Origin of the sequence: Nonomuraea sp. NPDC001831, from assembly GCF_042892035.1 — a bacterium.
GTDB lineage: Bacteria > Actinomycetota > Actinomycetes > Streptosporangiales > Streptosporangiaceae > Nonomuraea.
In genome coordinates this window covers 123,708-149,385 of record NZ_JBIATU010000001.1, presented here as the reverse complement: position 1 = coordinate 149,385, position 25,678 = coordinate 123,708, and the positions used below count along the sequence as shown (strand labels likewise).

Annotated in this window: 27 protein-coding genes; 16 read left to right on the top strand and 11 right to left on the bottom strand. The window is 72.9% G+C overall.

What is annotated here, in order from left to right; all coding sequences use genetic code 11:
• The first annotated feature begins 32 nt into the window (after positions 1 to 32).
• The 4 genes from ACFYYW_RS00715 (at position 33) to ACFYYW_RS00700 (ending at position 5,337) form a co-directional block, all read left to right on the top strand.
• Positions 33 to 1,865, top strand: a complete 1,833-nt coding sequence (locus tag ACFYYW_RS00715; protein ID WP_364390590.1) for a SpoIIE family protein phosphatase — start codon at positions 33 to 35, stop codon at positions 1,863 to 1,865.
• Positions 1,866 to 1,971: 106 nt separating this feature from the next.
• Positions 1,972 to 3,075 carry a glycosyltransferase gene (locus ACFYYW_RS00710; protein ID WP_352329166.1) on the top strand — a complete coding sequence of 368 codons (1,104 nt, stop codon included), beginning with the start codon at positions 1,972 to 1,974 and terminating at the stop codon, positions 3,073 to 3,075.
• A 104-nt stretch (positions 3,076 to 3,179) separates the two neighbouring features.
• On the top strand, positions 3,180 to 4,592 hold the full coding sequence (locus tag ACFYYW_RS00705; RefSeq protein WP_387643406.1) for an AAA family ATPase: 1,413 nt from the start codon (positions 3,180 to 3,182) through the stop codon (positions 4,590 to 4,592).
• A gap of 22 nt (positions 4,593 to 4,614) precedes the next feature.
• Positions 4,615 to 5,337, top strand: coding sequence for a glycoside hydrolase family 16 protein (locus tag ACFYYW_RS00700; RefSeq protein ID WP_387643404.1), 723 nt, complete (start codon positions 4,615 to 4,617; stop codon positions 5,335 to 5,337).
• On the opposite strand, the gene ACFYYW_RS00695 is transcribed toward ACFYYW_RS00700, so the two are convergent.
• On the bottom strand, positions 5,322 to 6,389 hold the full coding sequence (locus ACFYYW_RS00695) for a PucR family transcriptional regulator (protein WP_387643402.1): 1,068 nt from the start codon (positions 6,387 to 6,389) through the stop codon (positions 5,322 to 5,324). The two genes, ACFYYW_RS00700 and ACFYYW_RS00695, sit on opposite strands and share 16 nt — an antisense overlap.
• A 76-nt stretch (positions 6,390 to 6,465) precedes the next feature.
• On the opposite strand from ACFYYW_RS00695, the gene ACFYYW_RS00690 reads away from it, so the two are divergent.
• Both ACFYYW_RS00690 and pruA read left to right on the top strand, forming a co-directional pair.
• Complete coding sequence (locus ACFYYW_RS00690) at positions 6,466 to 7,383, top strand: proline dehydrogenase family protein (protein ID WP_387643400.1); 918 nt, start codon at positions 6,466 to 6,468, stop codon at positions 7,381 to 7,383.
• Positions 7,384 to 9,009, top strand: coding sequence for an L-glutamate gamma-semialdehyde dehydrogenase (gene pruA / locus ACFYYW_RS00685; RefSeq protein WP_387643398.1), 1,626 nt, complete (start codon positions 7,384 to 7,386; stop codon positions 9,007 to 9,009).
• Between the two features lie 57 nt (positions 9,010 to 9,066).
• Here pruA and ACFYYW_RS00680 read toward each other — a convergent pair whose 3' ends face one another.
• Positions 9,067 to 9,645, bottom strand: a complete 579-nt coding sequence (locus ACFYYW_RS00680; RefSeq protein ID WP_387643396.1) for a putative toxin-antitoxin system toxin component, PIN family — start codon at positions 9,643 to 9,645, stop codon at positions 9,067 to 9,069.
• A 21-nt stretch (positions 9,646 to 9,666) separates the two neighbouring features.
• The gene (locus ACFYYW_RS00675) at positions 9,667 to 10,119 is read right to left on the bottom strand and encodes a helix-turn-helix domain-containing protein (RefSeq protein WP_387643394.1); all 453 of its coding nucleotides are present in this window, start codon (positions 10,117 to 10,119) and stop codon (positions 9,667 to 9,669) included.
• Positions 10,120 to 10,246: 127 nt separating this feature from the next.
• Here ACFYYW_RS00675 and ACFYYW_RS00670 point away from each other — a divergent pair, with 127 nt between their 5' ends.
• Both ACFYYW_RS00670 and ACFYYW_RS00665 read left to right on the top strand, forming a co-directional pair.
• On the top strand, positions 10,247 to 11,209 hold the full coding sequence (locus tag ACFYYW_RS00670) for a GlxA family transcriptional regulator (RefSeq protein ID WP_387643392.1): 963 nt from the start codon (positions 10,247 to 10,249) through the stop codon (positions 11,207 to 11,209).
• A 4-nt stretch (positions 11,210 to 11,213) separates the two neighbouring features.
• Complete coding sequence (locus ACFYYW_RS00665; protein ID WP_387643390.1) at positions 11,214 to 11,837, top strand: DJ-1/PfpI family protein; 624 nt, start codon at positions 11,214 to 11,216, stop codon at positions 11,835 to 11,837.
• A gap of 58 nt (positions 11,838 to 11,895) precedes the next feature.
• On the opposite strand, the gene ACFYYW_RS00660 is transcribed toward ACFYYW_RS00665, so the two are convergent.
• The gene (locus tag ACFYYW_RS00660) at positions 11,896 to 12,501 is read right to left on the bottom strand and encodes an ArsR/SmtB family transcription factor (RefSeq protein ID WP_387643388.1); all 606 of its coding nucleotides are present in this window, start codon (positions 12,499 to 12,501) and stop codon (positions 11,896 to 11,898) included.
• Positions 12,502 to 12,566: 65 nt separating this feature from the next.
• On the opposite strand from ACFYYW_RS00660, the gene ACFYYW_RS00655 reads away from it, so the two are divergent.
• Positions 12,567 to 13,820: an MFS transporter gene (locus ACFYYW_RS00655; protein ID WP_387643386.1), complete on the top strand. Its 1,254-nt coding sequence runs from the start codon at positions 12,567 to 12,569 to the stop codon at positions 13,818 to 13,820.
• Positions 13,821 to 13,876: 56 nt separating this feature from the next.
• On the top strand, positions 13,877 to 14,683 hold the full coding sequence (locus ACFYYW_RS00650) for a serine/threonine-protein kinase (protein WP_189652565.1): 807 nt from the start codon (positions 13,877 to 13,879) through the stop codon (positions 14,681 to 14,683).
• Positions 14,684 to 14,728: 45 nt separating this feature from the next.
• Here ACFYYW_RS00650 and ACFYYW_RS00645 read toward each other — a convergent pair whose 3' ends face one another.
• Positions 14,729 to 15,475 carry a lysophospholipid acyltransferase family protein gene (locus tag ACFYYW_RS00645; RefSeq protein WP_387643383.1) on the bottom strand — a complete coding sequence of 249 codons (747 nt, stop codon included), beginning with the start codon at positions 15,473 to 15,475 and terminating at the stop codon, positions 14,729 to 14,731.
• 155 nt (positions 15,476 to 15,630) lie between these two features.
• Here ACFYYW_RS00645 and dhaK point away from each other — a divergent pair, with 155 nt between their 5' ends.
• From dhaK to ACFYYW_RS00630, 3 genes are read left to right on the top strand one after another with little or no spacing between them, the layout of a single operon-like run.
• A complete protein-coding gene (dhaK, locus tag ACFYYW_RS00640) occupies positions 15,631 to 16,611 on the top strand; it encodes a dihydroxyacetone kinase subunit DhaK (protein ID WP_387643381.1) in 981 nt (326 codons plus the stop codon).
• Positions 16,611 to 17,369 (top strand): dihydroxyacetone kinase subunit DhaL, encoded by a 759-nt coding sequence (gene dhaL / locus ACFYYW_RS00635; RefSeq protein WP_387643379.1) that lies wholly within the window; start codon positions 16,611 to 16,613, stop codon positions 17,367 to 17,369. The genes dhaK and dhaL overlap by 1 nt, the downstream gene beginning before the upstream one ends.
• Positions 17,369 to 17,743, top strand: coding sequence for a phosphoenolpyruvate--protein phosphotransferase (locus ACFYYW_RS00630; protein WP_364417147.1), 375 nt, complete (start codon positions 17,369 to 17,371; stop codon positions 17,741 to 17,743). The genes dhaL and ACFYYW_RS00630 overlap by 1 nt, the downstream gene beginning before the upstream one ends.
• Before the next feature lie 154 nt (positions 17,744 to 17,897).
• Here the strand turns inward: ACFYYW_RS00630 and ACFYYW_RS00625 are convergent, their stop codons facing one another.
• The 6 genes from ACFYYW_RS00625 to ACFYYW_RS00600 all read right to left on the bottom strand — a co-directional run bounded on the left by ACFYYW_RS00625 (position 17,898) and on the right by ACFYYW_RS00600 (position 22,330).
• Positions 17,898 to 19,649 carry a thiamine pyrophosphate-binding protein gene (locus ACFYYW_RS00625; RefSeq protein WP_387643377.1) on the bottom strand — a complete coding sequence of 584 codons (1,752 nt, stop codon included), beginning with the start codon at positions 19,647 to 19,649 and terminating at the stop codon, positions 17,898 to 17,900.
• A complete protein-coding gene (locus ACFYYW_RS00620; RefSeq protein WP_387643375.1) occupies positions 19,646 to 20,419 on the bottom strand; it encodes a cyclase family protein in 774 nt (257 codons plus the stop codon). Before ACFYYW_RS00620 ends, ACFYYW_RS00625 begins: the two co-directional genes overlap by 4 nt.
• A gap of 75 nt (positions 20,420 to 20,494) precedes the next feature.
• On the bottom strand, positions 20,495 to 20,764 hold the full coding sequence (locus tag ACFYYW_RS00615; protein ID WP_387645457.1) for a carbohydrate kinase family protein: 270 nt from the start codon (positions 20,762 to 20,764) through the stop codon (positions 20,495 to 20,497).
• A 28-nt stretch (positions 20,765 to 20,792) separates the two neighbouring features.
• On the bottom strand, positions 20,793 to 21,218 hold the full coding sequence (locus tag ACFYYW_RS00610) for a carbohydrate kinase family protein (RefSeq protein WP_387643373.1): 426 nt from the start codon (positions 21,216 to 21,218) through the stop codon (positions 20,793 to 20,795).
• Positions 21,203 to 21,856, bottom strand: a complete 654-nt coding sequence (locus ACFYYW_RS00605) for a hypothetical protein (RefSeq protein ID WP_387643371.1) — start codon at positions 21,854 to 21,856, stop codon at positions 21,203 to 21,205. The genes ACFYYW_RS00610 and ACFYYW_RS00605 overlap by 16 nt, the downstream gene beginning before the upstream one ends.
• A gap of 45 nt (positions 21,857 to 21,901) precedes the next feature.
• Positions 21,902 to 22,330 (bottom strand): CBS domain-containing protein, encoded by a 429-nt coding sequence (locus ACFYYW_RS00600; protein ID WP_352321871.1) that lies wholly within the window; start codon positions 22,328 to 22,330, stop codon positions 21,902 to 21,904.
• A 139-nt stretch (positions 22,331 to 22,469) separates the two neighbouring features.
• Between ACFYYW_RS00600 and ACFYYW_RS00595 the strand changes: the two genes are divergently transcribed.
• From ACFYYW_RS00595 to ACFYYW_RS00585, 3 genes are all read left to right on the top strand, one after another.
• Positions 22,470 to 23,864 carry an aminopeptidase P family protein gene (locus tag ACFYYW_RS00595; protein ID WP_352321872.1) on the top strand — a complete coding sequence of 465 codons (1,395 nt, stop codon included), beginning with the start codon at positions 22,470 to 22,472 and terminating at the stop codon, positions 23,862 to 23,864.
• A gap of 165 nt (positions 23,865 to 24,029) precedes the next feature.
• Positions 24,030 to 24,821: an ABC transporter permease gene (locus ACFYYW_RS00590; RefSeq protein WP_352321874.1), complete on the top strand. Its 792-nt coding sequence runs from the start codon at positions 24,030 to 24,032 to the stop codon at positions 24,819 to 24,821.
• Positions 24,818 to 25,675: an ABC transporter permease gene (locus ACFYYW_RS00585; protein WP_387643368.1), complete on the top strand. Its 858-nt coding sequence runs from the start codon at positions 24,818 to 24,820 to the stop codon at positions 25,673 to 25,675. The genes ACFYYW_RS00590 and ACFYYW_RS00585 overlap by 4 nt, the downstream gene beginning before the upstream one ends.
• Positions 25,676 to 25,678 lie beyond the last annotated feature (3 nt).

Here is a 25,678-nt window from a genome sequence, read left to right as displayed (position 1 = left end):
TACCGTTATCCCCGGTGGCGTAGCGTCAAAGGATGACCATGCCGGACCTCGAACACGCTCTGGACGCGCTGGCGGGACGCGTGTCGTCCTTGCGTGAGGCGAGGACCGCCTACCCTACCGACCTCGCGCCCACGCTCGACGCCGCCCTCGCCGAACTGGACACCGCCGCCGAGTTGCTCGCCGAGGCGCGCGAGGCGCTGCGCAAGGCGCCCAAGCGCGCCGCGAGCAAGAAGGACGGCACCCAGCGGGAGCTGAAGCTGCTGCGCCAGGTGTTCCGGGCCTTCCCGGTGCCGGTGATCGTGCTCGACGGCGGCGGGGTGGTCCGGCGGATCAACCCGGAGACCTCGCGGGTGCTCGGCAGCCCCGACGGCTACCTGGTCGGGCGGTCGTTCCCGCTGCTGGTCGACGTCTCCAGGCGGGCGGCGTTCCGCTCGCACCTGAACTCGGTGCTGCAGACCGGGCAGCCGTCGGCGTTCGAGACGCGGCTGGCGCACCAGGGGCGGACGCACACCGTGCAGCTGGCGCTGACGCGGGTGACGATGCCGGGCGAGCCGCAGCAGATGGTGGCGGCCGTGGCGCTGCCGACCGAGGTGCAGCTCCCCGAGCCGGGGGCGCGGCGGCCCGAGCAGTCCGACGGGGCGCTGCTGCTGGCCGCCTCCAAACGGCAGGACCTGCTGGCCAGGGTCGGCGGGCTGCTGCTGGACGAGGAGGCGCTGCTGCGCCCGGTGGCGATGCCGCGCACCACCCGCCTGCTGGCGGCCGAGTGGGCCGACTGGGTGATCGCCGACCTGGTGCGCGACGGGCTGCCGCGGCGTTCTGTGGTGGTTGCGCCGAAGAACCATCCGCTGGGCGACCTGGTGCGGCAGGTGGAGTCGGCCGACCCGGCCGGCAGCCAGGTGGTGATGCAGGTGCTGGAGCGCGGCTCGGGCGTGGTGCACGAGATGGTCGACGACGAGTCGCTGCTCGGCTTCACCGCCGAGGGGCCGCTGCTGACCGCGATGGGCGCCGGCTCGCTGCTGTCGGTGCCGATCGGGCAGTCCGACGGGGTGCTGACGCTGGTGCGCACGCACGACCGGCCGCCGTTCTCGCTGGCCGACCTCGGTGTGCTGCAGGACGTGGGGATGCAGCTCGGCCTGGCCGTACGCGCCCAGTCGAGCTTCCAGAGCCGTTCGCGGGCCGCCGACGCGCTGTCGGCCAGCGTGGCGCCGCGCAACCTGCCCGACGTGCCCGGTTACGAGGCGTCGGCGGTCTACCATCCGGGCGCGTCGGTGGGCGCGGAGTTCTACGACGTGTTCCCGGTCGCGGGCGGCTGGGGGTTCGCCCTGGGCGGCGCGGCGGGCAAGGGCGAGGAGGCGGCCTCGGTCAGCGCCATGGTGCGCGGCGGGCTGCGGGTGCTCAGCACCTGGGAGTCCCATCCCGACCTGGTGATGCGCAAGGTCAACGAGGCTCTGGTGGCGCAGGGCACGGGCATGTTCGTGATGGCCGTGGTGGGGTTCGTCAAGGGCCGGACGATCCAGCTCTCCTCGGCCGGTCACCATCCGGCGGCGCTGCTGCAGCCCGACGGCAACGTGCGCTTCGCGGCGGGCGGCGGCGTGCCGATGGGCATCTCCCCCGAGGCCGAGACGGGCGTGCAGGAGCTGACCGTCTCCGTCGGGGAGACGCTGGTTCTCTACTCCGAGGGCCTGATCTCCTCCAGGAACGACGCCGGCGAGCCGTACGGCGAGGAGCGGCTGGCCGACGTGCTGGGCCGTTGCGCGGGCCAGTCACCGGCGACCGTGGTCAAGGCGGTGGAGGCCGACCGGCACGCCTTCTCGGGCGGCCAGGTGTGGGACGAGATCGTCGTCCTGGCGCTCAAGGGTGTCTGATGTGCGGGGGTTTGCGATCCGGCTAAACATGGGTATTGTCTTTCCGTAGAACAACGTGCCTAAGACGCAGGCACACCTTGAAGGCTTTTCCACGCTGAGGTGTGCCATGAATATTGCGATCGTCGCGTCCGCCAAGGGAAACCAGCGCCACCGTATCCTCTCCGTAGCGCGCGAGCTGGGCCGCGAACACCACGTCACCATCTACTCCCGCCGTGACGACGCCGAGGGCAAGCCCAAGACGCGGGTGGCCCCGGGAGTCACTCTGGAGCAGATCGACGTGGGCCCGGCCAAGAACCTGTCGCCCGACGACGTCGTGCCGTACCTGAACGACGTGGGCGAGCATCTGATGAAGCGGTGGAACCAGGAGCGCCCGGACGTGATCCACGCCCACTCCTGGACCGGAGGGCTCGCCGCCGTGGCGGGCGCCAAGGGCTTGGACGTGCCGGTCATGCAGACCTTCCACACCGTGGACGCCGCGCACCAGAAACTGGAGCGGGCGCTCGGACGCCGGGCCAAGGCGGTCATCGCCGGCTCGGGCGACGAGGAGTCGGCGTTGATCAGGCTGGGCGTGCCGCGCGGGAACATCGCGATCGTGCCGCACGGCGTGGACACCGAGCGTTTCCAGCGGCGCGGGGCGATCGCCACCAAGGGCGCCCGCAAGCGGCTGCTGCACGTCGGCCCGCTGTCCCCCGAGCGCGGGGCGTACACGGCGGTGCGGGCGCTGCAGGGGCTGACGGACGTCGAGCTGGTCATCGCCGGCGGCCCCGAGCCCGAGGACCTGGACGACGACAGGGACGCGCGCCGGTTGCGCGCCCTGGCCGAGCAGCTCGGCGTCGCGGACCGGGTGACGCTGCTGGGGCAGGTCAAGCGGGCCTCGGTGCCGAAGCTGATGCGCAGCGCGGACGCCGTGGTGTCGGTGCCGCGCGAGGCCGCGACGGGCGTCGTCGCGCTGGAGGCCATGGCCTGCGGCGTGCCGGTGATCGCCTCGGCCGTGGGCGCCCACCTCGACTCCGTGATCGACGGCGTGACCGGCCTGCTGGTCCCGCCGGACCGGCCGGCGCGCACCGCGCGGCTGGCCCGCGAGATCCTGTGCGACCCGACGCTGCGCACCGCGCTCGGGTACGCCGGCGCCGACCGGGCGCGCTCGCGCTACTCCTGGGAGCGCGTGAGCCAGGAACTGGTCCGCGTCTACGAGTCGGCCTGCGCCTGACGGAGACCGCGCAAGACCGTGCGAGACCGTGTGAGAGGCGGGCGGCGGAAGCCGTCCGCCTCTCGCCGTTCCCAGGCGTGGCCCGGTGTGCCAGGGTGGCGCCCATGGAGATCAGTGAGGCACGTTCGCTGGCACACGCGCTGCGGCGGCTCCTGCAGGACGCCCACACCCTGATCGACGAGTCCCAGCCCCCCGCCGAGCTGGTGCGCCGGGTGACCGCGCACCTCGGCTGCGGGCTGGAGGACCTGATCTGCGTCACGCGCAGCTTCAAGAACTGGGAGCACGCGAGCCTCCAGCGGGGCGTCGACGCGTACCTGGAGGCCCGGGGCGGGGCCGAGTGGTTCGGCGTGTCCGGGACCGGACGCGAGCACGCCGACAGCATCGACGTCATCGCCATGTCCGCCCGCGCCGAGATGGTCGGCGTCGGCGCCGTCGACTACGCCACCGTGTCCGTCGGCCCGGAGGAGACGGCCGAGGTGGTCTCGTTCGGGCTGGCCCTGACGCACGCGCCCGGCGGCGAGCCGCTCGTGCTCGGCGTGCGCGGCGCGGTCGAGCGGTTCGGCAGGGACGACTGCCGGGTGGAGCTGATCGGGGCCTCCCGCCCGGCCGCGACCGCCGCCGGCCAGGAGATCGAACGGCTGATGCGCGACCACGACGTGCTGCGCGGCCAGATCCTCACCTTCGGCGTCTCCGAGCACCGGGGCAACCAGCTGGTGACGTTCCTGCCCCGGCCGTCGATCGACCCCGAGCAGGTGATCCTGCCCGAAGGGGTGCTGGAGACGATCGAGCGGCACGTCGTCGGCATCGCCAGGCACGCCGACGTGCTGCGCGCCCGCGGCCAGCACCTCAAGCGCGGCCTGCTGCTGCACGGCCCGCCCGGCACCGGCAAGACGCACACCGTCCGCTACCTGATGGGCCGCATGCCCGGCGTGACGGTCGTGGTCATGGCCGGTACGGGACTGCGATTCGTCTCCGAGGCGGCCGCCCTGGCCAGGCGCCTGCAGCCGGCCATCGTGGTCGTCGAGGACGTCGACCTCGTCGCGCGCGACCGCCGCTTCTCCGAGGAGGGCAGCCCGCTGCTGTTCACCCTGTTCGACGCCATGGACGGCGTCGGCGCGGACGCCGACGTCACCTTCGTGCTCACCACGAACCGCGCCGAGGTGCTGGAGCAGGCGCTGGCCGACCGGCCCGGCCGGGTGGACCTGGCCGTGGAGGTGCCGCGGCCGGACGCGCGCCTGCGGGCCGCGCTGCTGCGCCTGTACGGCGGCGACCTGCTGGCGGGCATCGACCTGGAGCCGCTGGTGGCCGGCACGGACGGGATGACCGCCTCGTTCTTCAAGGAACTGCTGCGCAGGGCCGTGCTGGAGGCGCTGCGCTCCGGCGGCCGGGCCGAGGCGCTGAGCCAGGAGCACCTGTCGGCGGCGCTGGCGGAGATGACGCGCGACCGCGAGGAGCTGACCAGGGCGATGCTGGGCGGCGCCCAGCCTGTCCGGAAGGGGCCCTTGTTACCAGAGTGAGATCTTTGCTTCGATGGTCCGCATGCTTACTCGCGGTTCAAAGCGGGCGGCGGCGGCGCTGATCACGGCCCTCGCCCTGCTCCCCCAGAGCGCACAGGCGGAGACGTCGAGGTGGGGCGCGCCCGTCCTCGTCGAGAACTTCGACGGCTCCTCGGTCGACACGAGCAGGTGGATGGTGCACCACTCGCCGGACGCCGCCCGTAACCCCCGTACCGGCCGGGCCGCCACGGTCGCGGACGGCATGCTGCGCCTCAAGGGCGGCCGGTACGGCGGCAAGGACCTGTCCGGCGGCGTGGCCACCCGGCTCACCCAGCGCTACGGCAGGTGGGAGGTGCGGTTCAGGGCCGAGGCGGGCAGCGGCTACACGCCGGTCGCGCTGCTGTGGCCCACCTCCCAGAGCGAGGGCGACGGCTACGCCGAGGTCGACTTCGCCGAGATCGTGGACCCGCGCCGGCAGGGCGGCGGCATCTTCGTGCACGGCGGGCACGGGCGGGCGCAACGGCAGCTGCGGGCCGACTTCACCCGCTGGCACACCGCCGCCGTGGACTGGCTGCCCGGCCGGCTGACGTTCTGGCTGGACGGCGGGAAGGTGTGGGACTACCGCGGCCCGTACGTGCCCGGCGGCGACCGCATGGGCCTGGCGCTGCAGAACGACGTGGTGTGCGAGCCGCGCTGCCGCGACTCCGCCACCCCCGCGACGGTGTCGATGTACGTGGACTGGGTGAAGGTCTACCGGCCGTCCTGAGGCAGCAGCCTGGCCGCCTTCAGCCCGAGGTGCACGGTCAGCCGGTCGTCGCCGTCGGACAGGTCCCGGTGCAGGAGGCGTTCGGCCTTGCCCAGGCGGTAGTAGAGGGTCTGGCGGTGGACGCCCAGCTCGGCGGCCGTCTTCTGGGCGTGGCCGCCGAGGTCGAGGTAGGCCTCCAGCGTCTGGGCCAGCTCGGCGTCGAGGGCGGCGGTCTCGGCGGCCAGCTCGCGCAGGTCGGCGCGGCCGAGGCGGGCCAGCAGGCGGTGCACGCCCAGGTCCTGCCAGCGGGCGATGGGGGCGTGCCGGGGGAAGTGCTCGGCGATGCGCAGCGCCTGGCGGGCCTCGCGCCAGCTCTGCCACGCCTCGGCCGGGTCGTTCCTGGGGGCGCCGATGCCGGCGGCGGTGCCGTACGCGCTCTGCAGGGTCTGGGCGACCTCTCCGGCCAGGTGGGCGGGGGCCAGCAGGGCGACGGGCGAGCCGGTGCGGGCCAGCACGCCGCGCGGGAGCGTCCAGAGGGCGGCCACGCGCTCGCTGGACTCGCGCACGGCGACCGCGGTGACCGGGCCGGGGACCTCGATGGAGGCCGCGGCGCGTTCCTCGGGGTCGGCGGAGAGCAGGGCGAGCAGGCCGCGGCCGAGGTCCTGGCGGCTCCTGGCCTCCTGGGCCAGTGCCGCGGCGGCCCTGGCGACCAGCGGCGCGACGCGGCGCAGCGCCTCGTCGGCGAGGCTGCCGGAGTCCAGCAGCCACAGGTAGCCGTAGGTGACCTCGCCGTGGCGCAGCGGCCAGCAGACCCGGGCCAGCACCTTGAGCTCGGCGTCGGCCGGGATCCGGACCGGGCCGCCGGCCCTGGCGATGCCGTAGCGTTCGAAGTAGTCGCGCACCTCGCCGGTGGCGCGCCGGCGCAGGATCGACTCCTGGCGGACCGTGTCGATGTCGCCGTGCTGGGCGCCGTAGGCGAGCAGCCGGAACGAGCGGTCCTCCAGCGTCGCGGACGCCCCGAGCGTGGCGGCGATCTCGTCGACGATTTCCTGAAGGTCGGACGTGTTGTGCATTTGTATGACAGCCTGCCACATCGATCGTTACGCGCGTTCATGGCCCCCTCTGACCTGGGGTTTCTAGACTTGAGGCATGTTGGGTCAACTGCTCCTTGCCGCCTCCGGGAGCGGCGTCGTACGCCGCTCCGTGTCAGGCTTTCCGCTCACCCGCAAGGTGGTGGACCGGTTCGTCGCGGGCGAGAGCGTCCAGGAGGCCCGGAACGCCATCGAACGGCTGCGTGACGCCAACCTGGCCGTGACCGTCGACCACCTCGGCGAGGAGACGCGCGACGCGCGCGCCGCCGAGGCCGTGGCGCAGGCGTACGTGACGCTGCTGGAGGCGCTGAAGCCGCTGCAGCTCGGCGCCCGGGGCGAGGTGTCGGTCAAGTTGTCGGCGGTCGGTCAGCGGCTCGACGACGGCATGGCCCTGGAGCACGCCCGCGAGATCTGCGCCGCCGCCGCGGCCAACGGCTCGACCGTCACGCTCGACATGGAGGACCACACCACCGTCGACTCGACACTGGGCATCCTGCGCAAGCTGCGCGAGGACTACCCGTCGACCGGCGTGGCGATCCAGGCCTACCTGTTCCGCAGCGAGGACGACTGCCGCGACCTGGCCCACGAGGGCTCGCGCGTCCGGCTGGTCAAGGGCGCCTACCGCGAGCCCGCCTCGGTCGCGCACCAGGACAAGCAGGCCGTGGACAAGGCGTACGTGCGATGCCTGCGCATCCTCATGGCGGGGAAGGGTTACCCCATGGTGGCCACGCACGACGACCGGCTGATCTCCATCACCGAGCTGCTCGCCGACCGCTTCGGCCGCACGCTCGGCGACCACGAGTTCCAGATGCTCTACGGGATCCGGACCGACCGGCAGGAGGCCCTGGCCGGAGCCGGTCACACGGTCCGCGTGTACGTCCCCTACGGCGACGACTGGTACGGCTACTTCATGCGCCGGCTGGCCGAGCGCCCCGCCAACGTCGCCTTCTTCCTTCGTGCCCTTGGGGGTAAGTAAATGGATGCCATCAGCAACGTCCCCGTCCCCGTGAACGAGCCCGTGCTCGGCTACGCGCCGGGCAGCGCCGAGCGTACGGCACTGGAGGACCGCATCAAGGAGCTGGCCGGCTCCCCCGTCGACCTGACCATGACCATCGACGGCGAGCAGCGGCTCGGCGGCGGCGCGCCCATCGACGTGGTGCAGCCGCACAACCATGCCTCCGTCCTGGGCCGTACCAACGACGCTACGGCTCAGGACGTGCAGGACGCCATCGACAGCGCCCTGCGGGCGGCGCCCGCCTGGCGGGCGCTGTCCTTCGACGAGCGGGCCGCGGTCTTCCTCAAGGCCGCCGACCTGCTGGCCGGTCCGTGGCGCCAGACGCTGAACGCGGCCACCGTGCTGGGCCAGTCGAAGTCGGCGCAGCAGGCGGAGATCGACTCGGCCTGTGAGCTGATCGACTTCCTGCGCTTCAACGTGGCCTACGCCCGTCAGCTCTACTCCGACCAGCCGATCTCGTCGCCCGGCGTGTGGAACCGGATGGAGTACCGGCCCCTTGAGGGGTTCGTGCTGGCGATCACGCCGTTCAACTTCACCGCCATCGCCGGAAATTTGCCGACTTCTGCCGCTTTGATGGGGAATGTCGTCGTCTGGAAGCCGTCGCCGACGCAGCAGCTCGCCGCGCACCACACGATGCGCCTGCTGGAGGCGGCCGGGCTGCCGCCGGGCGTGATCAACATGGTCACCGGCAACGGGCAGGCCGTCTCCGAGGTCGCGATGACGCACCCGGCGCTGGCCGGCGTGCACTTCACCGGCTCGACCCCCACCTTCCAGCACCTGTGGGGCACGATCGGCGCCAACATCGGCTCCTACCACGGCTACCCGCGCCTGGTGGGCGAGACCGGCGGCAAGGACTTCGTGCTGGCCCACCCGTCGGCCGACCCCGCCGTGCTCTCGACCGCGCTGGTCAGGGGCGCCTTCGAGTACCAGGGCCAGAAGTGCTCGGCGGCCTCGCGGGCGTACGTGCCGCGTTCGGTGTGGAACCGCATGCGTGACGACTTCGTGGGCGTGGCCGAGTCGCTGACCGTGGGCGACGTGGCGGCCGACCTGTCGACGTTCATGGGCGCGGTCATCGACGAGCGGGCCTTCGCCAAGCACAAGGACGCCATCGACCGGGCGCGGGCCGCCTCGAACATCGACGTGCTCACCGGCTCCTACGACTCCGGCGTCGGCTACTTCGTCAAGCCGACCATCCTGGAGTGCGCCGACCCGACGGACGAGATCTTCGTCAAGGAGTACTTCGGGCCGATCCTCGGCGTGCACGTCTACGAGGACAGCGACTTCGACACGGTGCTCGACCAGATGGAGGGCATCGCCCCGTACGCGCTGACCGGCTCGATCATCGCCCAGGACCGGTACGCCATCGCCGCGGCCTCGGAGCGGCTGCGCTTCGCGGCGGGCAACTTCTACGTCAACGACAAGCCGACGGGCGCGGTCGTGGGCCAGCAGCCGTTCGGCGGCGCGCGGGCCTCGGGCACCAACGACAAGGCCGGCTCGATCTTCAACCTGATCCGCTGGGTGAACGCCCGCACGATCAAGGAGACGTTCGTCCCGCCGACCGACCACCGCTACCCGCACATGGGCTGACGCCCCCAAGAGCCACGGCCGGCACCCCTGCAGGGGTGCCGGCCGTCTCCAATTCCGTCACGAACCGCCCTCTACGATCGTCAGCAGACTCCTCGCGCCTCTGGCGAAGCTGGGAACCCCGGCCCTGTCCAGCGCGGCGAGGACGTCATGTGTGGTCATGGGCGGACGGCGTTTCCCCGCCGCCATCCGGGCCAGCACGCTCAGCACCTCACGCGGACTGCGGCTCAGCAGCGAGCACAGGTACGCATCGGGAGCGCTGACGCTCACCCCGTGGCGGCCGAGGAACGCCGCCGGGAAGTCCGCGACGTTCCAGGTGACCAGGGTCCGGGCGTGACCCGCTATCGCGGCAGCCATGTGATGGCGGTCGTCGAGGTCAGGGCCCTCCATCTGATCGATCAGATGCTTGTAGTCGTCCTCGGAGACCCGGCTGTCGGCGAAGAACTCACGGATCACCGCCCCGATACGCGCTGCCGAACGGGCGGAGCGGTGCTGCTCGCGCACGATGACCCGTTCCCATTCCGACAGCAGGTGATCGCTCCAGACCCACGTGTGCACGGCGTCCTCGGTCAGCGCGAGCACGAGGTCCATCAGCGAGAACGGGAACAGCACGTTGGTGTCGACGAAGACCCGCGCCATCAGCCAATATCCCTCGGGAGATCAGTAGGGTAGTTCCGCCTCTTCGGCGACCTCCATGATCCTGCGACGGGCTTCGGCGCGACGCTCCCGGCGATCCTGGAACTCCAGGACATCTTCCAGGCGAACGACACGATGGCGACTGCCTGGGAGACGTTGTGCGGGGATCTCGCCCTCATCCAGCAGCCGCACGACGAAGGGACGCGACAGGCCGAGCAACTCCGCGACCTCGTTGGGGCTCAACAGGACTTCGGCAGGCAGGGCCCAGACGGCGTGCCCCTTGCCGAGGTCGTGCGCCGCGGCGACCAGGAGCGTGACCAACGAGCGCGGCAGCACGAGATCGGTGCCGTCCGGCCCGCGCAGCACCAGCGACGCGTTCCCTGCGGCAGCCGTCGCCTCCAGATGTTCGAGCAGCCTGCGGTCACCGCTGTCGGCTTCGACGCGCGTCGCGCCGGCCAGGACGCCGCTGCGGGGCATGACCACCTCCGACACTCGATATCTGCAATAAGTGTAACCTGCCTGCGCCTGGAGGCGAGAGCGGGTGGCGTAATGTGCAAGGTTTGTGTCATTGACGCCAACGCAGGGCCGCGACCAGCATGAAGGCATGCAGCGACGGATCGTGATCGTCGTCTTCCCGGGCTTCCAGTTGCTGGACATGGCCGGGCCGGCGGACGTGTTCGCGACCGCCGACCTGATCGCCCGGGGGCGGGGTTACCGGGTCGAGGTGGCCGCCGTGGAGGCGGGGGCGGTGAGCGCGTCGAACGGGGTCACCGTCATGGCGGGGGCGCTCGGCGAGGTGGCGGGACCGATCGACACGCTCATGGTCGCCGGCGGACTGGCGGTTCCCGGGCAGCTGGAGGACCGCGCGCTGGTCGGGGCGGTCGCCGCCCTGGCCGCGCGGGCCGGGCGGGTGGCCTCGGTCTGCAACGGGGCGTTCCTGCTGGCCGAGGCCGGGCTGCTCGACCGCCGCCGGGCCACCACCCACTGGCTGGCCGCCGACGACCTGCGCCACCGCTACGCCGACGTCGAGGTGGACCCCGATCCTCTCTACATCGAGGACGGCAACGTGTGGACCTCGGCGGGCGTGCTGTCCGGCGTGGACCTGGCGCTCGCGCTGGTGGCCAGGGACCACGGCCACGAGCTGGCCCGCGACGTCGCCCGCGGGCTCGTCGTCTACCTGCACCGGCCGGGCGGGCAGAGCCAGTTCAGCGCGCCGATGCGGGCCATGACCCCGCGCAGTCTCCCCCTGCGGGAGCTGCAGGGCTACATCGACGCCAACCCGGCCGCCGACCTGAGCGTGCCCGCGCTCGCCCGGCGCGTCGGGATGAGCGAACGGCACTTCTCCCGGGTCTTCACCGAGCAGACCGGCCTGCCACCCGGCCGGTACGTCGAACGCAGCCGCGCCGACGCCGCCAGACGCCTCCTGGAGGTCACCGGGCACCCCCTGGAGACCGTGGCCAGGGAGGCGGGCCTGGGCACGCCGGAGACCCTCTACCGCGTCTTCCGCCGCCACTGGCGGGTGTCGCCGGGCGAGCACCGCCGCAGATTCCAGTCGAAGGAGAAATGACACCATGCATGTGGCAATCCCGCTTTATCCCCGTTTCACCGCTCTCGACGCGGTCGGCCCCTACACGGTGCTGGCGTTCGCGCCCGGCGTCACGGTGACGTTCGTGGCCGGGGAGGTGGGCCCGGTGACCGACGACCAGGGCACCCTGTCGATCGCCGCCACCGCCTCCTACGCCGACCTGCCGCGTCCCGACGTGGTGATCGTGCCCGGCGGGCCCGGCACCCGGGAGGCGATGTCGGACGAGGCGCTGCTCGGCTGGCTGCGCGAGGCCCACGAGCACACGCGGTGGACGACGTCGGTGTGCAGCGGCTCGTACGTGCTGGGCGCGGCGGGGCTGCTCAAGGGCGTGCGCGCGACCACCCACTGGGCGGTGCTGGACGGCCTGACGGGCGTCGGCGCCGAGCCGGTGAGCGAGCGCGTCGTCACCGAGGGCAAGATCGTGACCGCCGCCGGGGTGTCGGCCGGGATCGACATGGCCCTCACCCTGCTGGCCCGGACCGACGACGTCGAGACGGCCCAGGCGGTGCAGCTCGCGATCGAGTACGACCCCTGCCCGCCGTTCGACGCGGGCTCGCCCGCCAAGGCGCCCGAGGGCACCGTCGAGCGGGCCATGAGCCTGATTTCCTGACCGTCCGGCCGCGGCGCCCCCGTCCCTCCCGGGACGGGGGCGCCGTGCGTTGCGGGGGTCAGGGCCGGTCGGCCGCGGGCGGCTCGCCCGTGGCGCCGAGCGGCAGGACGTCGAAGTGCACGACGACGTGGCCGCCGCCGGCGGGGGTGTCCCTGCCGTCGGACAGGCGGCGGAAGCGGTCCAGCACCTCCAGCACCCGGTCGCGCAGGTCGGCCGTCTCCTCGGGGGTGAGCCGCAGCGAGCGGCGGGCGAACACGCTGGCCTGCGTCCATTCCTCGGGGGCCCGCGCCGAGCCCTCACGCCAGCGGGTCAGCTCCGCGCCGCGCTGCCGGACCATGTCGTCCAGCAGGAACTCCAGGGCGTCGGCCTCCTCCGGATGGTCCCCGGCCGGCCCGAAGCTGAAGCCGCCGGGCGTGATCCGCCAGTACTTCTCCTTGCCCCGGCCCAGCTCGGGCGCGATCTCGATCATGCCGTGGCGGGCCAGCTCGCGCAGGTGGTAGCTGGTGGCCCCGGTGTTCTGCCCGAGCAGGCCGGCCAGGCCGGTGGCCGTGGCGGGGCCGTGCTCGTCGAGCAGCTCGTAGATGCGCAGCCGCAGCGGGTGCGCGAACGACTTCAGCGCCTTCGCGTCGAGGGTGCGGGCGGAGAAGCTCTTGCCTTCTGTCACTGTGCAAGCCTATCTTTGCAAAGGAATCTATGCACACTTTTCTTTACACACTATCGGAGTGAGCCGTGAATCGTCTCGGCCGAGCCTTCTGGTTCCTTTGGTCGTCCACCGCGCTGTCGAACCTGGCCGACGGTGTGCTGCGGGTCGGCGCGCCGCTGCTGGCCGTGTCCATGACCCGCTCCCCCACGCTGGTGTCGCTGGCCGGGGCCGCCGCGACCGCGCCCTGGCTGCTGCTCGCGCTGCACGCGGGGGCGGTCGCCGACCGGGCCGACCGCCGCCGGGTCATGACGCTGGCCAACGCCGCGCGTACGGCGGTGCTGGCGGTGGCGGCGCTGCTGGCCGCGGCGGGCCTGCTGAACCTGTGGACGTTGCTCGCGGTGATCTTCGCGGCCGGGGTGAGCGAGGTCTTCGCCGACACCTCGGCGCAGTCCGTCCTGCCCATGACCGTCTCCAAGGACGACCTCACCAGGGCCAACGCCCGGATCGTCGGCGTCCAGACCGTCGGCAACGACTTCGTCGGCGCGCCGCTGGCCGGGCTGCTCGCCGGCCTGCTGCCGGCCGCCCTCTTCGGCGCCCCCGCCCTCCTGTACGCCGCCGCCGCCCTGCTGCTGACCGGCATGGCCGGCTCCTTCCGTGCCGCTCCCGCCGCGTCCGGGCCGCGCCGCCCGCTGCGCGCCGACATCGCCGAGGCGCTGCGCTACCTGTGGGCCCACCGGCTGCTGCGCAGGCTGGCGATCTCCGCGGGCATGATGAACATGGCCAACGCCGGATACTTCGCCGTCTTCGTCCTGTGGGCCGTCGGCGACGGGTCGCGCATCGGCCTCGACCCGAGCGGCTACGGCCTCATGATGACGGCGTTCGCGGTCGGCGCGGTGCTCGGCTCGCCGCTGACCGGGCCGGTCACGCGGCTGGCCGGCGAGGCCGGCACGCTGGTCGGGGCGTGGCTGATCAGCAGCCTGCTGCTGCTCGTCCCCGTGCTGGTGCCGTCGCCGTGGGCGCTGTACCCGGTCGCGGTGGTGTGGGGCGTGACGGGGGCGGCGGCCAACGTGCTGGTCGTCTCGGTCCGCCAGCGGCTGATCCCCGGCGAGCTGCTGGGACGGGTGAACTCCGCCTACCGGCTGGTCGGCATGGGCGGCATGCCGGTGGGCGCGGCGCTCGGCGGCCTGGCGGGCGACCTGTTCGGGCTGGCCGCCGTCCTGGCCGGGGCCGCGGGGCTGTGCCTGGTGGCGGTGGCGCTCGTGTGGCGCGCCCTGCCTGGGCGAATTTCTGCGGCGCTGACCAGCGAACCTACACTTCCCGACATATCCAGATCACGTTAGGCACCCTATGCCGTGTGCGGAGATGACATGATTATCCCCGAGCTTGAGGGGATGGTATGCGGGAGATCGGCGGACGGTACCTCCTGAACGAGGAGGCCGGTCGTGGGGGTATGGGAGTCGTCTGGCGGGCGTTCGATCGGCTCCTCCACCGAGAGGTGGCGTTGAAGGAGCTGACTCTGGCCGGTGAGGCCGAGATGGTTCGCCGCCGGGTGCTGCGTGAGGCCCGGATGGCGGCCGGCCTGACGCACCCCAACATCGTCACGGTCCACGACCTGATGGAAGTGGGCGGCAAGCTCTGGATCGTGATGGAGTACCTGCACGGGCTCTCACTCCACCAGCTGCTCTCCCAGGTGGGGACGTTGCCCGCGCAGTCGGTGGCGGCGATCGGGCAGCACCTGCTCGCCGCGCTGCGCACCGCGCACAAGGCCGGCGTGCTCCATCGCGACGTCAAGCCCGCCAACGTGATGCTGACCGGCGACCGCGTGGTGCTGACCGACTTCGGCATCGCCACCGCGGAGGGCGACATCCGCATGACGACCTCGCGGCGGCTGCGCGGCACGCCCGCGTTCATGGCCCCGGAGCGGCTGCACGGCGGGCCGGCCAGCAAGGAGGCCGACATGTGGTCCTTCGGCGCGACGCTCTACAGCGCGGTCGAGGGCCAGCCGCCCTACCCCGGGCAGGACGCGGCGACGGTGCTCGGCATGGCCCGCAGCGGCCCGTACCCGCCGCCGCGGCGGGCCGGGGTGATGCGCCCGCTCATCGAGGGGCTGCTGCACCACGACCCGGTGCGCCGCTACACGCCGGAGCAGACGGCGGGCCTGCTGGCGGGCATGCGCGCCAGCGCCTACCAGGCCGCCATCTGACCGGCTCAGACCGGCTCAGACCGGCCCTGGCCTGCTCTGCCGGGGTCAGTCCCTCTGGGCGCGGGCCTCGGCCTCGGCGGCGTCCATCGCGGCCGCCTCCTCGGGGGTGGGCGCGGTGCCGCCCAGGTGCGCGGGCTGCCACCACACGCCCGGCGGCACCTCGGGGTAGGTGCGCTGCGCCCGGTCGACCAGCTCCGACAGGCGGGTGTGCAGGTCGACGGTGTGCTGATTGACGTCTTCCCCGCGCTTGGGGTGGAACGGCTCGCCCACCAGGATGGTGATCGGCACGTGCCGCTGGGTGAGCTGCTTGGGCCGGCCCTTGGTCCACAGCCGCTGGCTGCCCCACAGGGCGACCGGGATGACCGGCACGTTGGTGGCCTGGGCCATGCGGATCGCGCCGTTCTTGATCTCCTTGACGGTGAAGGAGCGGCTGATCGTGGCCTCGGCGAAGACGCCCACCACCTCGCCGGCCTTGAGCTTGCGCAGCGCGGTGGCGTACGAGCCGGCCCCGGCCCCGCGGTCGACCGGGATGTGGTGCATGCCGCGCATCAGCGGCCCGGAGACACGGTGGTCGAAGACGTCCTGCTTGGCCATGAAGCGCACCAGCCGCTTGGACGGCAGCGCGGCGAACCCCGCGAAGATGAAGTCGAGATAGCTGATGTGATTGCTCACCAGCACCGCTCCCCCGGTCCGCGGCACGTGCTCGGTGCCCTCCATGTGGAAGCGGTAGTCGAGCACGCGAAAGAGGGTCCGCGCGGCGGCGATCACCGGCGGGTACACAATCTCAGCCATGAGCAGAAGGTAGCCTACTCACGCCGGTCGGCAGGCCACTCAGGAGACCTGTTCTCGCCCGGAAAAGATCGGCTCGGGTCACGAGATCGTAGGACATCGCCCCTGTTCACGCGGCGGCGCTTGCCCTCCCGTGAGAACGGGCAGATGTTTTGACCATGAAGAAGCTCATCAACACCGCCGACTCCGTGGTGGAGGACGCGCTGAACGGCATGGCGGCGGCCCATCCCGGGTTGAGGGTCCAGGACCGCGTGGTCTACCGGGCCGCGGGGCCGCGTCCCGGCAAGGTGGGGCTGGTGTCGGGCGGCGGCTCGGGCCACGAGCCCCTGCACGCCGGTTTCGTCGGCCACGGCATGCTGGACGCCGCCTGTCCCGGCGAGATCTTCACCTCGCCCGTGCCCGACCAGATCATCGAGGCCACCAAGGCCGTCGACGGCGGCGCGGGGGTGCTGCACATCGTCAAGAACTACACCGGCGACGTGCTCAACTTCGAGATGGCCGCCGAGCTGGCCGAGGACAACGACGTGGCCTCCGTGCTGGTCGACGACGACGTGGCCGTCCAGAACTCGCTCTACACGGCCGGGCGGCGCGGCACGGGCGCGACGCTGTTCGTGGAGAAGATCGCGGGTGCGCTGGCCGAGGAGGGCGCGCCGCTGACCGAGGTGGCCCGGGTGGCCGCCGAGGTGAACGAGCGCAGCCGGTCGTTCGGCATCGCGCTGACCTCGTGCACGACGCCGTCGGCCGGCAAGCCGACGTTCGACCTGCCCGAGACGGACGTGGAGCTGGGCATCGGCATCCACGGCGAGCCCGGCCGCACGCGGGTGCCGATGGCCTCGGCCCGCGAGCTGGCCGCCGTCGCGATGGAGGCCCTGCACAGCGACCTGCCGCTCCGCGGCGACCTGCTGGTCATGGTCAACGGCATGGGCGGCACCCCGCTCATGGAGCTGTACGTGCTGTTCGCCGAGGTCGCGGCGTTCGTGAAGGGCAAGGACGCGCGGGTGGCCCGCTCGCTCGTCGGCAACTACGTGACGAGCCTGGACATGCAGGGCTTCTCGGTCACCGTGTGCCGGGTCGACGACACGCTCACCCGGCTCTGGGACGCGCCCGTCGAGACGCCGGCGCTGCGCTGGGGGCGTTGATGGACACCCGCTTCTTCGCGGACTGGCTCGACGAGGCGGCCCGGCTGGTCCGCCGCGACCGCGAGCGGCTGACGGAGCTCGACGCGGCCATCGGCGACGCCGACCACGGCGCGAACCTGGACCGCGGCTTCACCGAGGTCGCCAGGGCGCTGGCCGACCGGCCGCCGGGCTCCCCCGGGCAGGTGCTGATTGACGCGGGCACGGCCCTCATCCGCCGCGTCGGCGGCGCCTCCGGCCCGCTGTACGGGTCGATGTTCCGCCAGATGGGCCGGACGCTGGAGTCCCCGGTGACGCTGGCCCGCTTCGAGGCGGCGTTCGAGGAGGGGGTGGTCGCGCTGGAACGGCTGGGCAAGGCGGCCGTGGGCGACAAGACCATGGTGGACGCGCTGGTCCCGGCCTCCCGGTCGCTGGCCCTGGCCGTACGGGACGGCATCGGGGCGCTGGAGGCGTTCGAACGGGCGGCGGACGCGGCGGCCGAGGGCGCGCGCGAGACGATCCCCCTCCAGGCCCGCAAGGGCCGGGCCAGCTACCTGGGCGAACGCAGCGTGGGACACGAGGACCCGGGCGCCGCCTCGGCGGCCCTGATCATGCGCGCCCTGGCCACGACGGCCCGCAACCGGGCGGAGGGCCGGGACCAGGCGGAGGGGCAGGTCCCGGCGGAGGGCCGGGAGCAGGCGGCGGGCCGGGAGCAGGCGGGCCAGGTCCCGGCGGAGGGGCGGACCTCGTCGGCAGAGGGCCAGGGGCGGGCGGAGGGCTGATGGTGGGCGTGGTGCTGGTCTCGCACAGTGCCGGGCTGGCGGCCGAGACGGCGGCGCTGGCCCTGGGGATCGCCGCGGAGCCCGTGCCGGTGGCGGCGGCCGGCGGCACCGCGGACGGCGGCCTGGGCACCAGCTTCGACCTCGTCGAGCAGGCGGTGCGCGGCGTGGACCAGGGCGACGGCGTGCTGATCATCCCCGACCTCGGCAGCTCGGTGCTGACCGCCCGGCTGCTGGAGGAGGACGGCCGGGTGGTGGTCGCGGACGTGCCGTTCGTGGAGGGGGCGGTGGCGGCGTGCGTGGCGGCGTGCACGGGCGGGTCGCTGGCGGAGGTGCTGGCCGCCGCCGAAGAGGCCCGCACCTACCGCAAACTCTGACCGCCCCGGCCCCGAACCCGGACTTCGAACCCGAACCCGAACCCGGACCCCGGACCCCTAATCCGGACCTCCGGACCCGGACCCGGCGGATGGCACCGGTCGTTCGGCGGCCTTCCGTGCCGCACGGCCGTTCGGCGGGCCTTCGCCGTGCTCCTCAGTGGCCCTTGAAGGCCTCTTCCAGCCACCAGGAGCCGCGTTCGCCGGTGATCTTGGCGTGTACCAGCAGCGGGCGGTCCCTGGGCCCCTTGAGCCATTCGGCCACGCCCGCCAGCCCGGCGGCGTCCGTGACGGTCACCGCCGCGAACCCGTGGCCCCGGGCGATCGCGGCCAGGTCGGCGGGCGGGAAGCGGACCGTGCCGAGCGCATGCCCGTGCGGCCCGAAGTGGTGCACCTCCGCCCCGTACGCCTCGTCGTCGTAGACCACGACCACCATGGGCAGCCCCAGCCGGACGACGGTCTCCAGCTCGGCGATGCCCATGAGCGCGCCGCCGTCGCCCAGGGCGGCCACCGGGAGCCGGTCCGGACGGGCCAGGGCGGCCCCGATCGCGGTCGCCAGGCCGAGCCCGACCGACTGGAACGCCTGGGTGAAGCAGAACCCGCCTGCGTCCGGCACGTCCAGGAACATCGAGGGGTATCCCATGAAGTTGCCGGAGTCGACGGACACGACGCGCTCGCTCGGGAGCAGGTCGTCCAGGGCGATGGTGAGCGTTCTCGGGTCGATGCGGCCCGCGCCGCTCTCGTCCCGGTACGGCACCGCCCGCCAGCGCCCCTCGTCCCTGATCCGCCGGGCCAGCTCGGCCGACCGGTAGCCCGGCGCGGCGCCGCCCGGCCCGGTCAGGGCCGCCGCCACGGCGCGGACGTCCCCGACCACGCCCAGATCGGCCCGGACGTGCGCGCCGACGGCCGCCGGATCGAGGTCGACCTGGACCACCTCGGCCTCCGGCGCGATCAGCGTGCCGTGGCGGGTCGTCCACATGTTCAGGGCGCAGCCCCAGCCGACGATCAGGTCCGCGCCGCGGATCAGCTCGGCCGCCAGCGGGGTGGCGAAGCCGCCGCTCACGTCGAGGTCCCAGGGGCTGCCGCGGAACAGGCCCTTGGCGACGGCGGAGGTGGCCAGCAGGGCGCCGGTGCGGTCGGCCAGCGCCTCCAGCTCGCGGCGGGCGTGCCGGGCGCCGCGGCCCGCGACGAACACCGGCCGCCGCGCCCCGGCCAGCAGCCGCCGCAGCTCGGCCGTCGCGTCGTCCGGGGCTGCCAGGCCGGACTCTGCCGCCGTGTCGTCCGCGGCTGCCAGACCGGACCCTGCCGTCGCGTCGTCCGCGGTTGCCAGGCCGGACTGTGCCGTCGTGTCCCGCGCGGCTGACCGGACGGGCCCGGCCGCGCCCGTCACGGCCGGTGCGGGCCCGAGGGGGCGCGAGGGGGCGGACTGCACGTCGAGCGGCAGGTTCAGCAGGACCGTGCGGCGTTCCCGCGAGGCCACGCGGAAGGCTTCGAGCGCCTGCTCCTCGGCCCGCGCGGCGTCTGTGAGGCGCATGGGGACCGCGCCCACCGCCGCGGCCAGGGCGTCCTGGTCGACGTGGAAGTTGGAGCGCGCGTCCGTCGCCTCCCCGGCCAGGACGATCATCGGCGTACGGCTTTTGGCCGCCTCGGCGATCCCCGTCATCGCGTTGGTCAGCCCCGGCCCCTGGTGGACCGTGACGACGCCGACCTCGCCGCTCATCCGGGCGTAGGCGTCGGCCATGGTCGCCGCCCCGCCCTCGTGCCGCGCGGCGACGAACCGCACGCCGTGCTCGACCAGCGCGTTGGTGACGTGGAAGTTGCCGCTGCCGACCACCCCGAACGCCGTGCGGACGCCGCCGGCGGCCAGCGCCCGGCCGACCGCCGCGGCCGCCGTCTCCGGGACGGTCAACGTTCCACCAGGGCCAGGACGCGGACGGGGCTGCCGGAGCCGCCCACGATCGGCAGCGGCGGGGCGACCACGGCGGCCCCGGTCACCGGCAGGCGGTCGAGGTTGCGGAGCTGGGTCAGGCCGTACTTGCCCGCGCCGAGCAGGAAGGAGTGGCAGGGGAAGGGCGGGTCGAAGGAGTGGGCGGCCCCTGCGTCGGTGCCGACGGTCTCCACGCCGAGCCCGAGGATCGGGGTCTCGGCGGCCAGCCAGGACGCGCACTCCACCGAGATGCCCGGCGAGTGCGGGCCGGTCTCGTCGGCGTTGAGGAAGGCGGCCTGGTCGGCGGAGCGGGCGTCCCAGCCGGTGCGGTAGAGCAGCCAGCCGCCGTCGGGCAGCGGGCCGTTGGCGCGTTCCCATTCCTTGACGTGGTCGATCTGCAGGAGGAAGTCGGGGTCCTTGGCCGCCTCGGCGGCGAAGTCGAGTACGACCGCGGGCGCGATCAGGCTGCGTACGGGCACCTGGGAGACGTCCTGGCCGTCGCGGGCGGTCACCCAGTGGACGGGGGCGTCGAAGTGGGTGCCGGAGTGCTCGCCGGTGTGGATGTCGTTCCAGTACCAGGCGGGGCCGCGGTCGTCGTAACGGCTGATCTCCTCCAGCCGGAACGGGATGGTGTTGCCGAACGGCTCGGGCAACTGGAGGATCGGCGTCTCGGAGGACAGGGGCGCGGTGAGGTCGATCACCTCGATCGCACCGCCGCGCACGCTGTCCAGGAAGCTCTGCAACACCGACATGTCATCCTCCTTGTTGGGCTGAGCGCATCCTCCTCCAGCGGGACTCACCCGCGCAACGACGCGGGACGGCGGTCTTCACAGGTCGTCCCAGGCGGGTTGGGCGGCGATGCCGCCGGCCGCGCGGGTGGACAACGACCCGCAGGCCACGGCCACGTCGAGACATTCACGCGGGCTCATGCCGCGCAGCCTGGCGGCGAGGTAGCCGGCGTCGAAGCTGTCGCCGGCGCCGACGGTGTCCACCGGTTCGACGGGCCTGGCCGGGGCCCGCGTCACCAGGCCGGACTCCCAGGCCAGCGCGCCGTCCGCGCCGTCCTTGACGACGACGGCCGGCCCGAGGGCGCCCAGCCGCGCCGCGACGGCCTCCAGCGGCCCGTCACGGACGCCGGACAGGCGGGCCGCGATCGCCCTGGCCTGCCTTCAGGTACGGCAGGCAGCCGGGCGAGGTGAGGATGGCCCGGTCGGTCCCGTCGGCGAGCACGACGGTCATGGCCGTGGGGCGGGGGTCGGTGACGCAGTGGGAGACGTCCACCCCGCGTTCGGCCAGCGCGCCGAGCACGAAACGTCCCGCCGCGTCGTCGCCCACGCGGCCGGCGAAGGCGGTGCGCAGGCCGAGCCTGGCGGCCCCGCACGCGGTGATCGCCCCGGACCCGCCGAGGACCAGGTCGCCGCCCGCGACGAGCTGTTCGCGCTGGCCGTACGCCGGCTGGCGCGGCGCGCCCGCCAGCACGACGTCGGGGTTGGCGTCGCCGACGACCAGGAGGTCGAACTCGGCGGCCACGGCCGTCACGCCTTTGTCCACTGTGCGCAGCCTGCGGTCTGGAACGCCTTGTCGCCCGGCTCGATGGTGACGCTCGCCGGGCCGGTCGGCGCGCCCGCGTTGATCACCGAGCCGAGGTCGGGGGACGTGCTGTTCAGCCGGGCCCAGAAGCAGTTCGTGGAGCCCGCGACGGGACCGGTCGTGCGGTACGTGCCGGGCTGCATGTCCACGCCCACGACGAACGTGCGCATCCCGGCCGTCGATCCGGTCTGCGCGGGTCCGGGCTGCGTGGGTCCGGTCTGGGCAGGGCCGGTTTGGGCGGGACCGGTTTGGGCGGGACCGGTTTGGGCGGGACCGGTCTGCGCGGGGCCGGTCTGCGCGGGGCCGGTCTGCGCGGGACCGGTTTGAGCGGGGCCGGTCTGGAGGGGGTCCCGCTGGAGGGGGCCGGTCTGCGGGGCGTCCGTCTGGGCGGGCTGGGTGGCGGGGCCGGAGGCCGAGGGCGGGCCGGTGCCCTCGACCGTCACCGTGACCCTGGGGGCCGGCGAGGCCGACGAGCCCTCTGCGCCGTACCCGACGAAGACGCCCAGGATGAAGGCCACCACGGCGGCCAGCCCGGACACGAGCAGGATGATCGGCGGACTGCTCGTCGCCCGAGGGGGCTCAGGGGGGCCGTACGTCACGGACCAAGGGTGCCATCCCCATCGACGCCCCTGTCAACGCCCCGGTCAGCGGTGGAGGTAGTCGACGAGCGACGCCTTCTCCGTCTCCAGCTCCTCGATCGCGCTCTTGACCACGTCGCCGATGCTGACGATGCCCACCAGGCGGCCGTTCTCGACCACGGGCATGTGGCGATGCCGGTGGGTGGTCATCGTGCGGCGCAGCTCGTCGACGTTGTCGCCGGGCCCGGCCGTGCGGACCTCGGTCGTCATGATCGAGGAGACCGGCGCGTCGAGGATCTCGGGGCCCCGGTCGTGCAGCCGCCGCACCACGTCGCGCTCGGAGACGATCCCCTGGATCGTCGTGCCGTCGGTGGAGACGACGACCGCGCCGATGTTGTGGTCGGCGAGCTTGCCGAGCAGTTCCCGAACCGTCGCCGCCGGCGCCACCGTGGTGACAGCGTTTCCCTTGTTACGCAGGATCGTCCCGATGAGCATGTGCACCACCTCTGCTCCCGTTGTCCCCGGCCGAGGGCCGGCTTATGCCCGGTCCTCACAGGCAAACAACCGAGTGGGGACCCCGTCAAGCGGTCACGTAGGCTGACTTGCCGCATCTCCGACGACGTGGAAGGCATCGATGACCGAGCAGCTCAACACCGGAAGCCACGACCTGCCCATCACCCCGGAGCTGGCCGCGTTCATGCGCACCGGCTGGGCCGACACCCGGCGCACCGGCGTGACCGCGCTGCCGATCGCCCCCTGGGCGGCCCGGCGCAGGGCGGCGCTGGCCGCGCGCTTCCCCGGTGAGCGGCTGGTCGTCCCGTCCGGCACGCTCAAGGTGCGCAGCAACGACAGCGACTACCGGTTCCGTCCGCACAGCGCGTACTCCTACCTGACGGGCGCGGGCGAGCCCGGCGACGTGCTGGTCATCGAGCCGTCCGGGCAGGCCGTGCTGTACGTGCGCCCGCGCTCGCCGCGCGAGGAGGGCGAGGAGTTCTACCGCGACCGCCGCTACGGCGAGTTCTGGGTGGGCCGCAGGCCCGACCTGGCCGAGGCGTCGGAGTTGTACCAGATCGAGTGCGCGCACATCCGCGACCTGCGGCCGCAAGGCCCGGCCCGGGTGCTGCGCGGCGTCGACGCCTCCGTCGACGCGCTGGTGCCGGCGGGCGGCGGCGACGCCGAGCTGGAGGTGTTCCTGTCGGAGATGCGGCTGGTCAAGGACGAGTGGGAGGTCGGCGAGCTGCAGTCGGCCGTGGACGCCACCGTGCGCGGCTTCGAGGACGTCGTGCGCGCCCTGCCCGCGGCCCTCGGCCACCCGCGCGGCGAGCGTTACCTGGAGGGCGTCTTCGGGCTGCGCTCGCGCCTGGAGGGGAACGCGGTCGGCTACGACAGCATCGTGGCCTCCGGCGCCCACGCCTGCGTGCTCCACTGGATCCGCAACGACGGCGCGCTGGCCGAGGGCGACCTGCTGCTGCTGGACGCCGGCGTCGAGACCGACACCCTCTACACCGCCGACGTCACCCGGACGTTCCCGCTGTCGGGCCGGTTCACCGCTGCGCAGCGGCAGGCGTACGAGCTGGTGCTGGCCGCCCAGGACGCCGGCATCGCGGCGCTGAAGCCCGGCGCGAGCTTCCGCGACTTCCACCTGGCGGCCATGCGCGTCGTCTGCGAGGGCCTGCACGACTGGGGCCTGCTCAAGGACTCCCCCGACGCCCTCATGGAGTCGGGCCTGTACCGGCGCTACACGCTGTGCAGCAGCGGCCACATGCTCGGCCTCGACGTGCACGACTGCGCCAGGTCGCGGGCCGAGGTCTACCTCGACGGCGTGCTGGAGGAGGGCAACGTGCTGACGGTCGAGCCCGGCCTGTACTTCCAGCCCGACGACCTGACGCTGCCCGCCGAGCTGCGCGGCATGGGCATCCGCATCGAGGACGACCTGGTGGTCACCGCCGAGGGCGCCACCCTGATGTCCAAGGCGCTCCCCCGCCACCCCGACGAGATCGAGTCCTGGATGAACGTGGTCCGTTCGTGACGGCCCGGTCACTTTTCGTAGGTGACTGACAAGGTGTGACCCGGGTCTCATAGCTTTTGCGCAAATTCCCGACAAGGCATCGACTACTAGACAACCCGTCAGTAAGGTGACTGATCCGTAGCCGGAGGTGGTCATGGCGGGTACACGCGTGCGGACGGGCGCCTGATGGCCCCGACCGGGTACGTCGGGCGCGCGGCCGGGTCGCTCCTGGGCCAGGTGGGCGAGCTGTTCGTCATCGTCCTGGAGGGCTTGCGCCGCACCTGGGACGTGCGGAACTGGTGGTGGGAGTTCGTCGACCAGTGCTGGTTCCTCGCCAAGGTCACCAGCGTCCCGGTGCTGCTCGTCTCCCTGCCGCTGGGCGCGACCGTGGCGCTGCAGGTGGGCGAGCTGGCCTGGCAGCTCGGCGCCGGCTCGGCCACCGGCAGCGCGGTGTTCGTCGGCCTCATCCGCGAGGTGGCGCCGCTGGCCAGCGCGCTGCTGATCGCCGGGGCCGGCGGCAGCGCGATGACCTCCGACATCGGCGCGCGGCACATCCGCGACGAGCTGAGCGCCATGGAGGTCATGTCGGTCAACCCCGTCCACCGCCTGGTCACGCCGCGCATGTGGGCCGCCTCCACGGTCGCGGTCTGCCTGTGCCCGCTGGTCATCCTGGCCGGCGCGAGCGGCGGCTACTTCTTCAACGTGGTGGTGCAGGGCGTCACGCCGGGCGCGTACTTCGACGGCGCGCTGTCCCTGGTCGTCGCCTCCGACCTGTACGTCACCCTGTTCAAGGCGTGGATCTTCGGCTTCGTCGCCGCCGCCGTGGCCTGCTACAAGGGCATGACGTGCGCGACCAGCCCGGTGGGCGTGGGACGGGCGGTCAACCAGGCGACCGTGCTGACGTTCATGCTGGTGTTCACGTTCAACTACGTGATCTCGGCCGTCTACTTCCTGGCCTACCCGCCGAGGTCGATGTGACGGCGGCGCCGGCGGCCGGGCCGGGGCTCGCCCGCCGCGGGCGGCGCCTGGCCGAGCGGCTCGCGACGCCGGCCGACTGGCCGCTGTTCGTGGGGAAGGTGCTCTTCTACTCCGTCCGCGACGTCGTCCTGCGGCTGCGGTACCGCAAGGTCGTGATCAGGCAGGTCAGCGACGTCGTGGTGGGGGTGGGCGCGACCGTCGTCGGCGGCGGCATGATCTTCGTGGTGTTCACGATGGCGTTCGTCGTGGGCGCGACCGTGGGCCTGCAGGGCTACCAGGGGCTGCAGGCCATCGGCGCGGAGTCGTTCGTGGGGCTGATCGGCAGCTTCGCCAACGTCCGCGAGATCACCCCGATCATCGCCGCGACCGCGCTGGCCGCGCAGGTGGGCTCGGCGTTCACGGCCGAGCTCGGGGCGATGCGCATCTCGGAGGAGATCGACGCGCTGGAGGTGATGGGCATCAACGCCTTCACCTACCTGATCTGCACCCGCGTGGTGGCGGCGCTGCTGGCACTGCTGCCGGTCTACCTGATCGCGCTGTTCGCCAGCTTCTTCGCCACCCGTCTGATGTGCACGGCGCTGTTCGGCCTGGCGCCCGGCGCCTACGACTACTACTTCTACCTGTACCTGCCGGTCAGCGACATCGTCTACAGCCTGGTCAAGGTCGGGATCTTCGCCTTCGCCGTCATCGTGATCCACTGCTACCACGGCTTCCACGCCACCGGCGGGCCGGTGGGCGTGGGCGTGGCGGCCGGGCGCGCCATCCGCCAGTCGATCGTCACGATCGTGCTGCTGAACCTGCTGCTGTCGTTCCTGTTCTGGGGCGGCGGCGGCAACATTCCGCTGACGGGGTGAGCC

What these genes read in the sequence shown, in the direction of transcription:
- dhaL (WP_387643379.1), top strand. Translation starts at nt 16,611, where the DNA reads ATGGACACCCGCTTCTTCGCGGACTGGCTCGACGAGGCGGCCCGGCTG.
- ACFYYW_RS00700 (WP_387643404.1), top strand. Translation starts at nt 4,615, where the DNA reads ATGCTTACTCGCGGTTCAAAGCGGGCGGCGGCGGCGCTGATCACGGCC.
- ACFYYW_RS00650 (WP_189652565.1), top strand. Translation starts at nt 13,877, where the DNA reads ATGCGGGAGATCGGCGGACGGTACCTCCTGAACGAGGAGGCCGGTCGT.
- ACFYYW_RS00705 (WP_387643406.1), top strand. Translation starts at nt 3,180, where the DNA reads ATGGAGATCAGTGAGGCACGTTCGCTGGCACACGCGCTGCGGCGGCTC.
- ACFYYW_RS00590 (WP_352321874.1), top strand. Translation starts at nt 24,030, where the DNA reads ATGGCCCCGACCGGGTACGTCGGGCGCGCGGCCGGGTCGCTCCTGGGC.
- ACFYYW_RS00715 (WP_364390590.1), top strand. Translation starts at nt 33, where the DNA reads ATGACCATGCCGGACCTCGAACACGCTCTGGACGCGCTGGCGGGACGC.
- ACFYYW_RS00675 (WP_387643394.1), bottom strand. Translation starts at nt 10,119, where the DNA reads ATGCCCCGCAGCGGCGTCCTGGCCGGCGCGACGCGCGTCGAAGCCGAC.
- dhaK (WP_387643381.1), top strand. Translation starts at nt 15,631, where the DNA reads ATGAAGAAGCTCATCAACACCGCCGACTCCGTGGTGGAGGACGCGCTG.
- ACFYYW_RS00620 (WP_387643375.1), bottom strand. Translation starts at nt 20,419, where the DNA reads ATGTCGGTGTTGCAGAGCTTCCTGGACAGCGTGCGCGGCGGTGCGATC.
- ACFYYW_RS00645 (WP_387643383.1), bottom strand. Translation starts at nt 15,475, where the DNA reads ATGGCTGAGATTGTGTACCCGCCGGTGATCGCCGCCGCGCGGACCCTC.
- ACFYYW_RS00600 (WP_352321871.1), bottom strand. Translation starts at nt 22,330, where the DNA reads ATGCTCATCGGGACGATCCTGCGTAACAAGGGAAACGCTGTCACCACG.
- pruA (WP_387643398.1), top strand. Translation starts at nt 7,384, where the DNA reads ATGGATGCCATCAGCAACGTCCCCGTCCCCGTGAACGAGCCCGTGCTC.
- ACFYYW_RS00595 (WP_352321872.1), top strand. Translation starts at nt 22,470, where the DNA reads ATGACCGAGCAGCTCAACACCGGAAGCCACGACCTGCCCATCACCCCG.
- ACFYYW_RS00695 (WP_387643402.1), bottom strand. Translation starts at nt 6,389, where the DNA reads ATGCACAACACGTCCGACCTTCAGGAAATCGTCGACGAGATCGCCGCC.
- ACFYYW_RS00690 (WP_387643400.1), top strand. Translation starts at nt 6,466, where the DNA reads ATGTTGGGTCAACTGCTCCTTGCCGCCTCCGGGAGCGGCGTCGTACGC.
- ACFYYW_RS00630 (WP_364417147.1), top strand. Translation starts at nt 17,369, where the DNA reads ATGGTGGGCGTGGTGCTGGTCTCGCACAGTGCCGGGCTGGCGGCCGAG.
- ACFYYW_RS00670 (WP_387643392.1), top strand. Translation starts at nt 10,247, where the DNA reads ATGCAGCGACGGATCGTGATCGTCGTCTTCCCGGGCTTCCAGTTGCTG.
- ACFYYW_RS00710 (WP_352329166.1), top strand. Translation starts at nt 1,972, where the DNA reads ATGAATATTGCGATCGTCGCGTCCGCCAAGGGAAACCAGCGCCACCGT.
- ACFYYW_RS00665 (WP_387643390.1), top strand. Translation starts at nt 11,214, where the DNA reads ATGCATGTGGCAATCCCGCTTTATCCCCGTTTCACCGCTCTCGACGCG.
- ACFYYW_RS00680 (WP_387643396.1), bottom strand. Translation starts at nt 9,645, where the DNA reads ATGGCGCGGGTCTTCGTCGACACCAACGTGCTGTTCCCGTTCTCGCTG.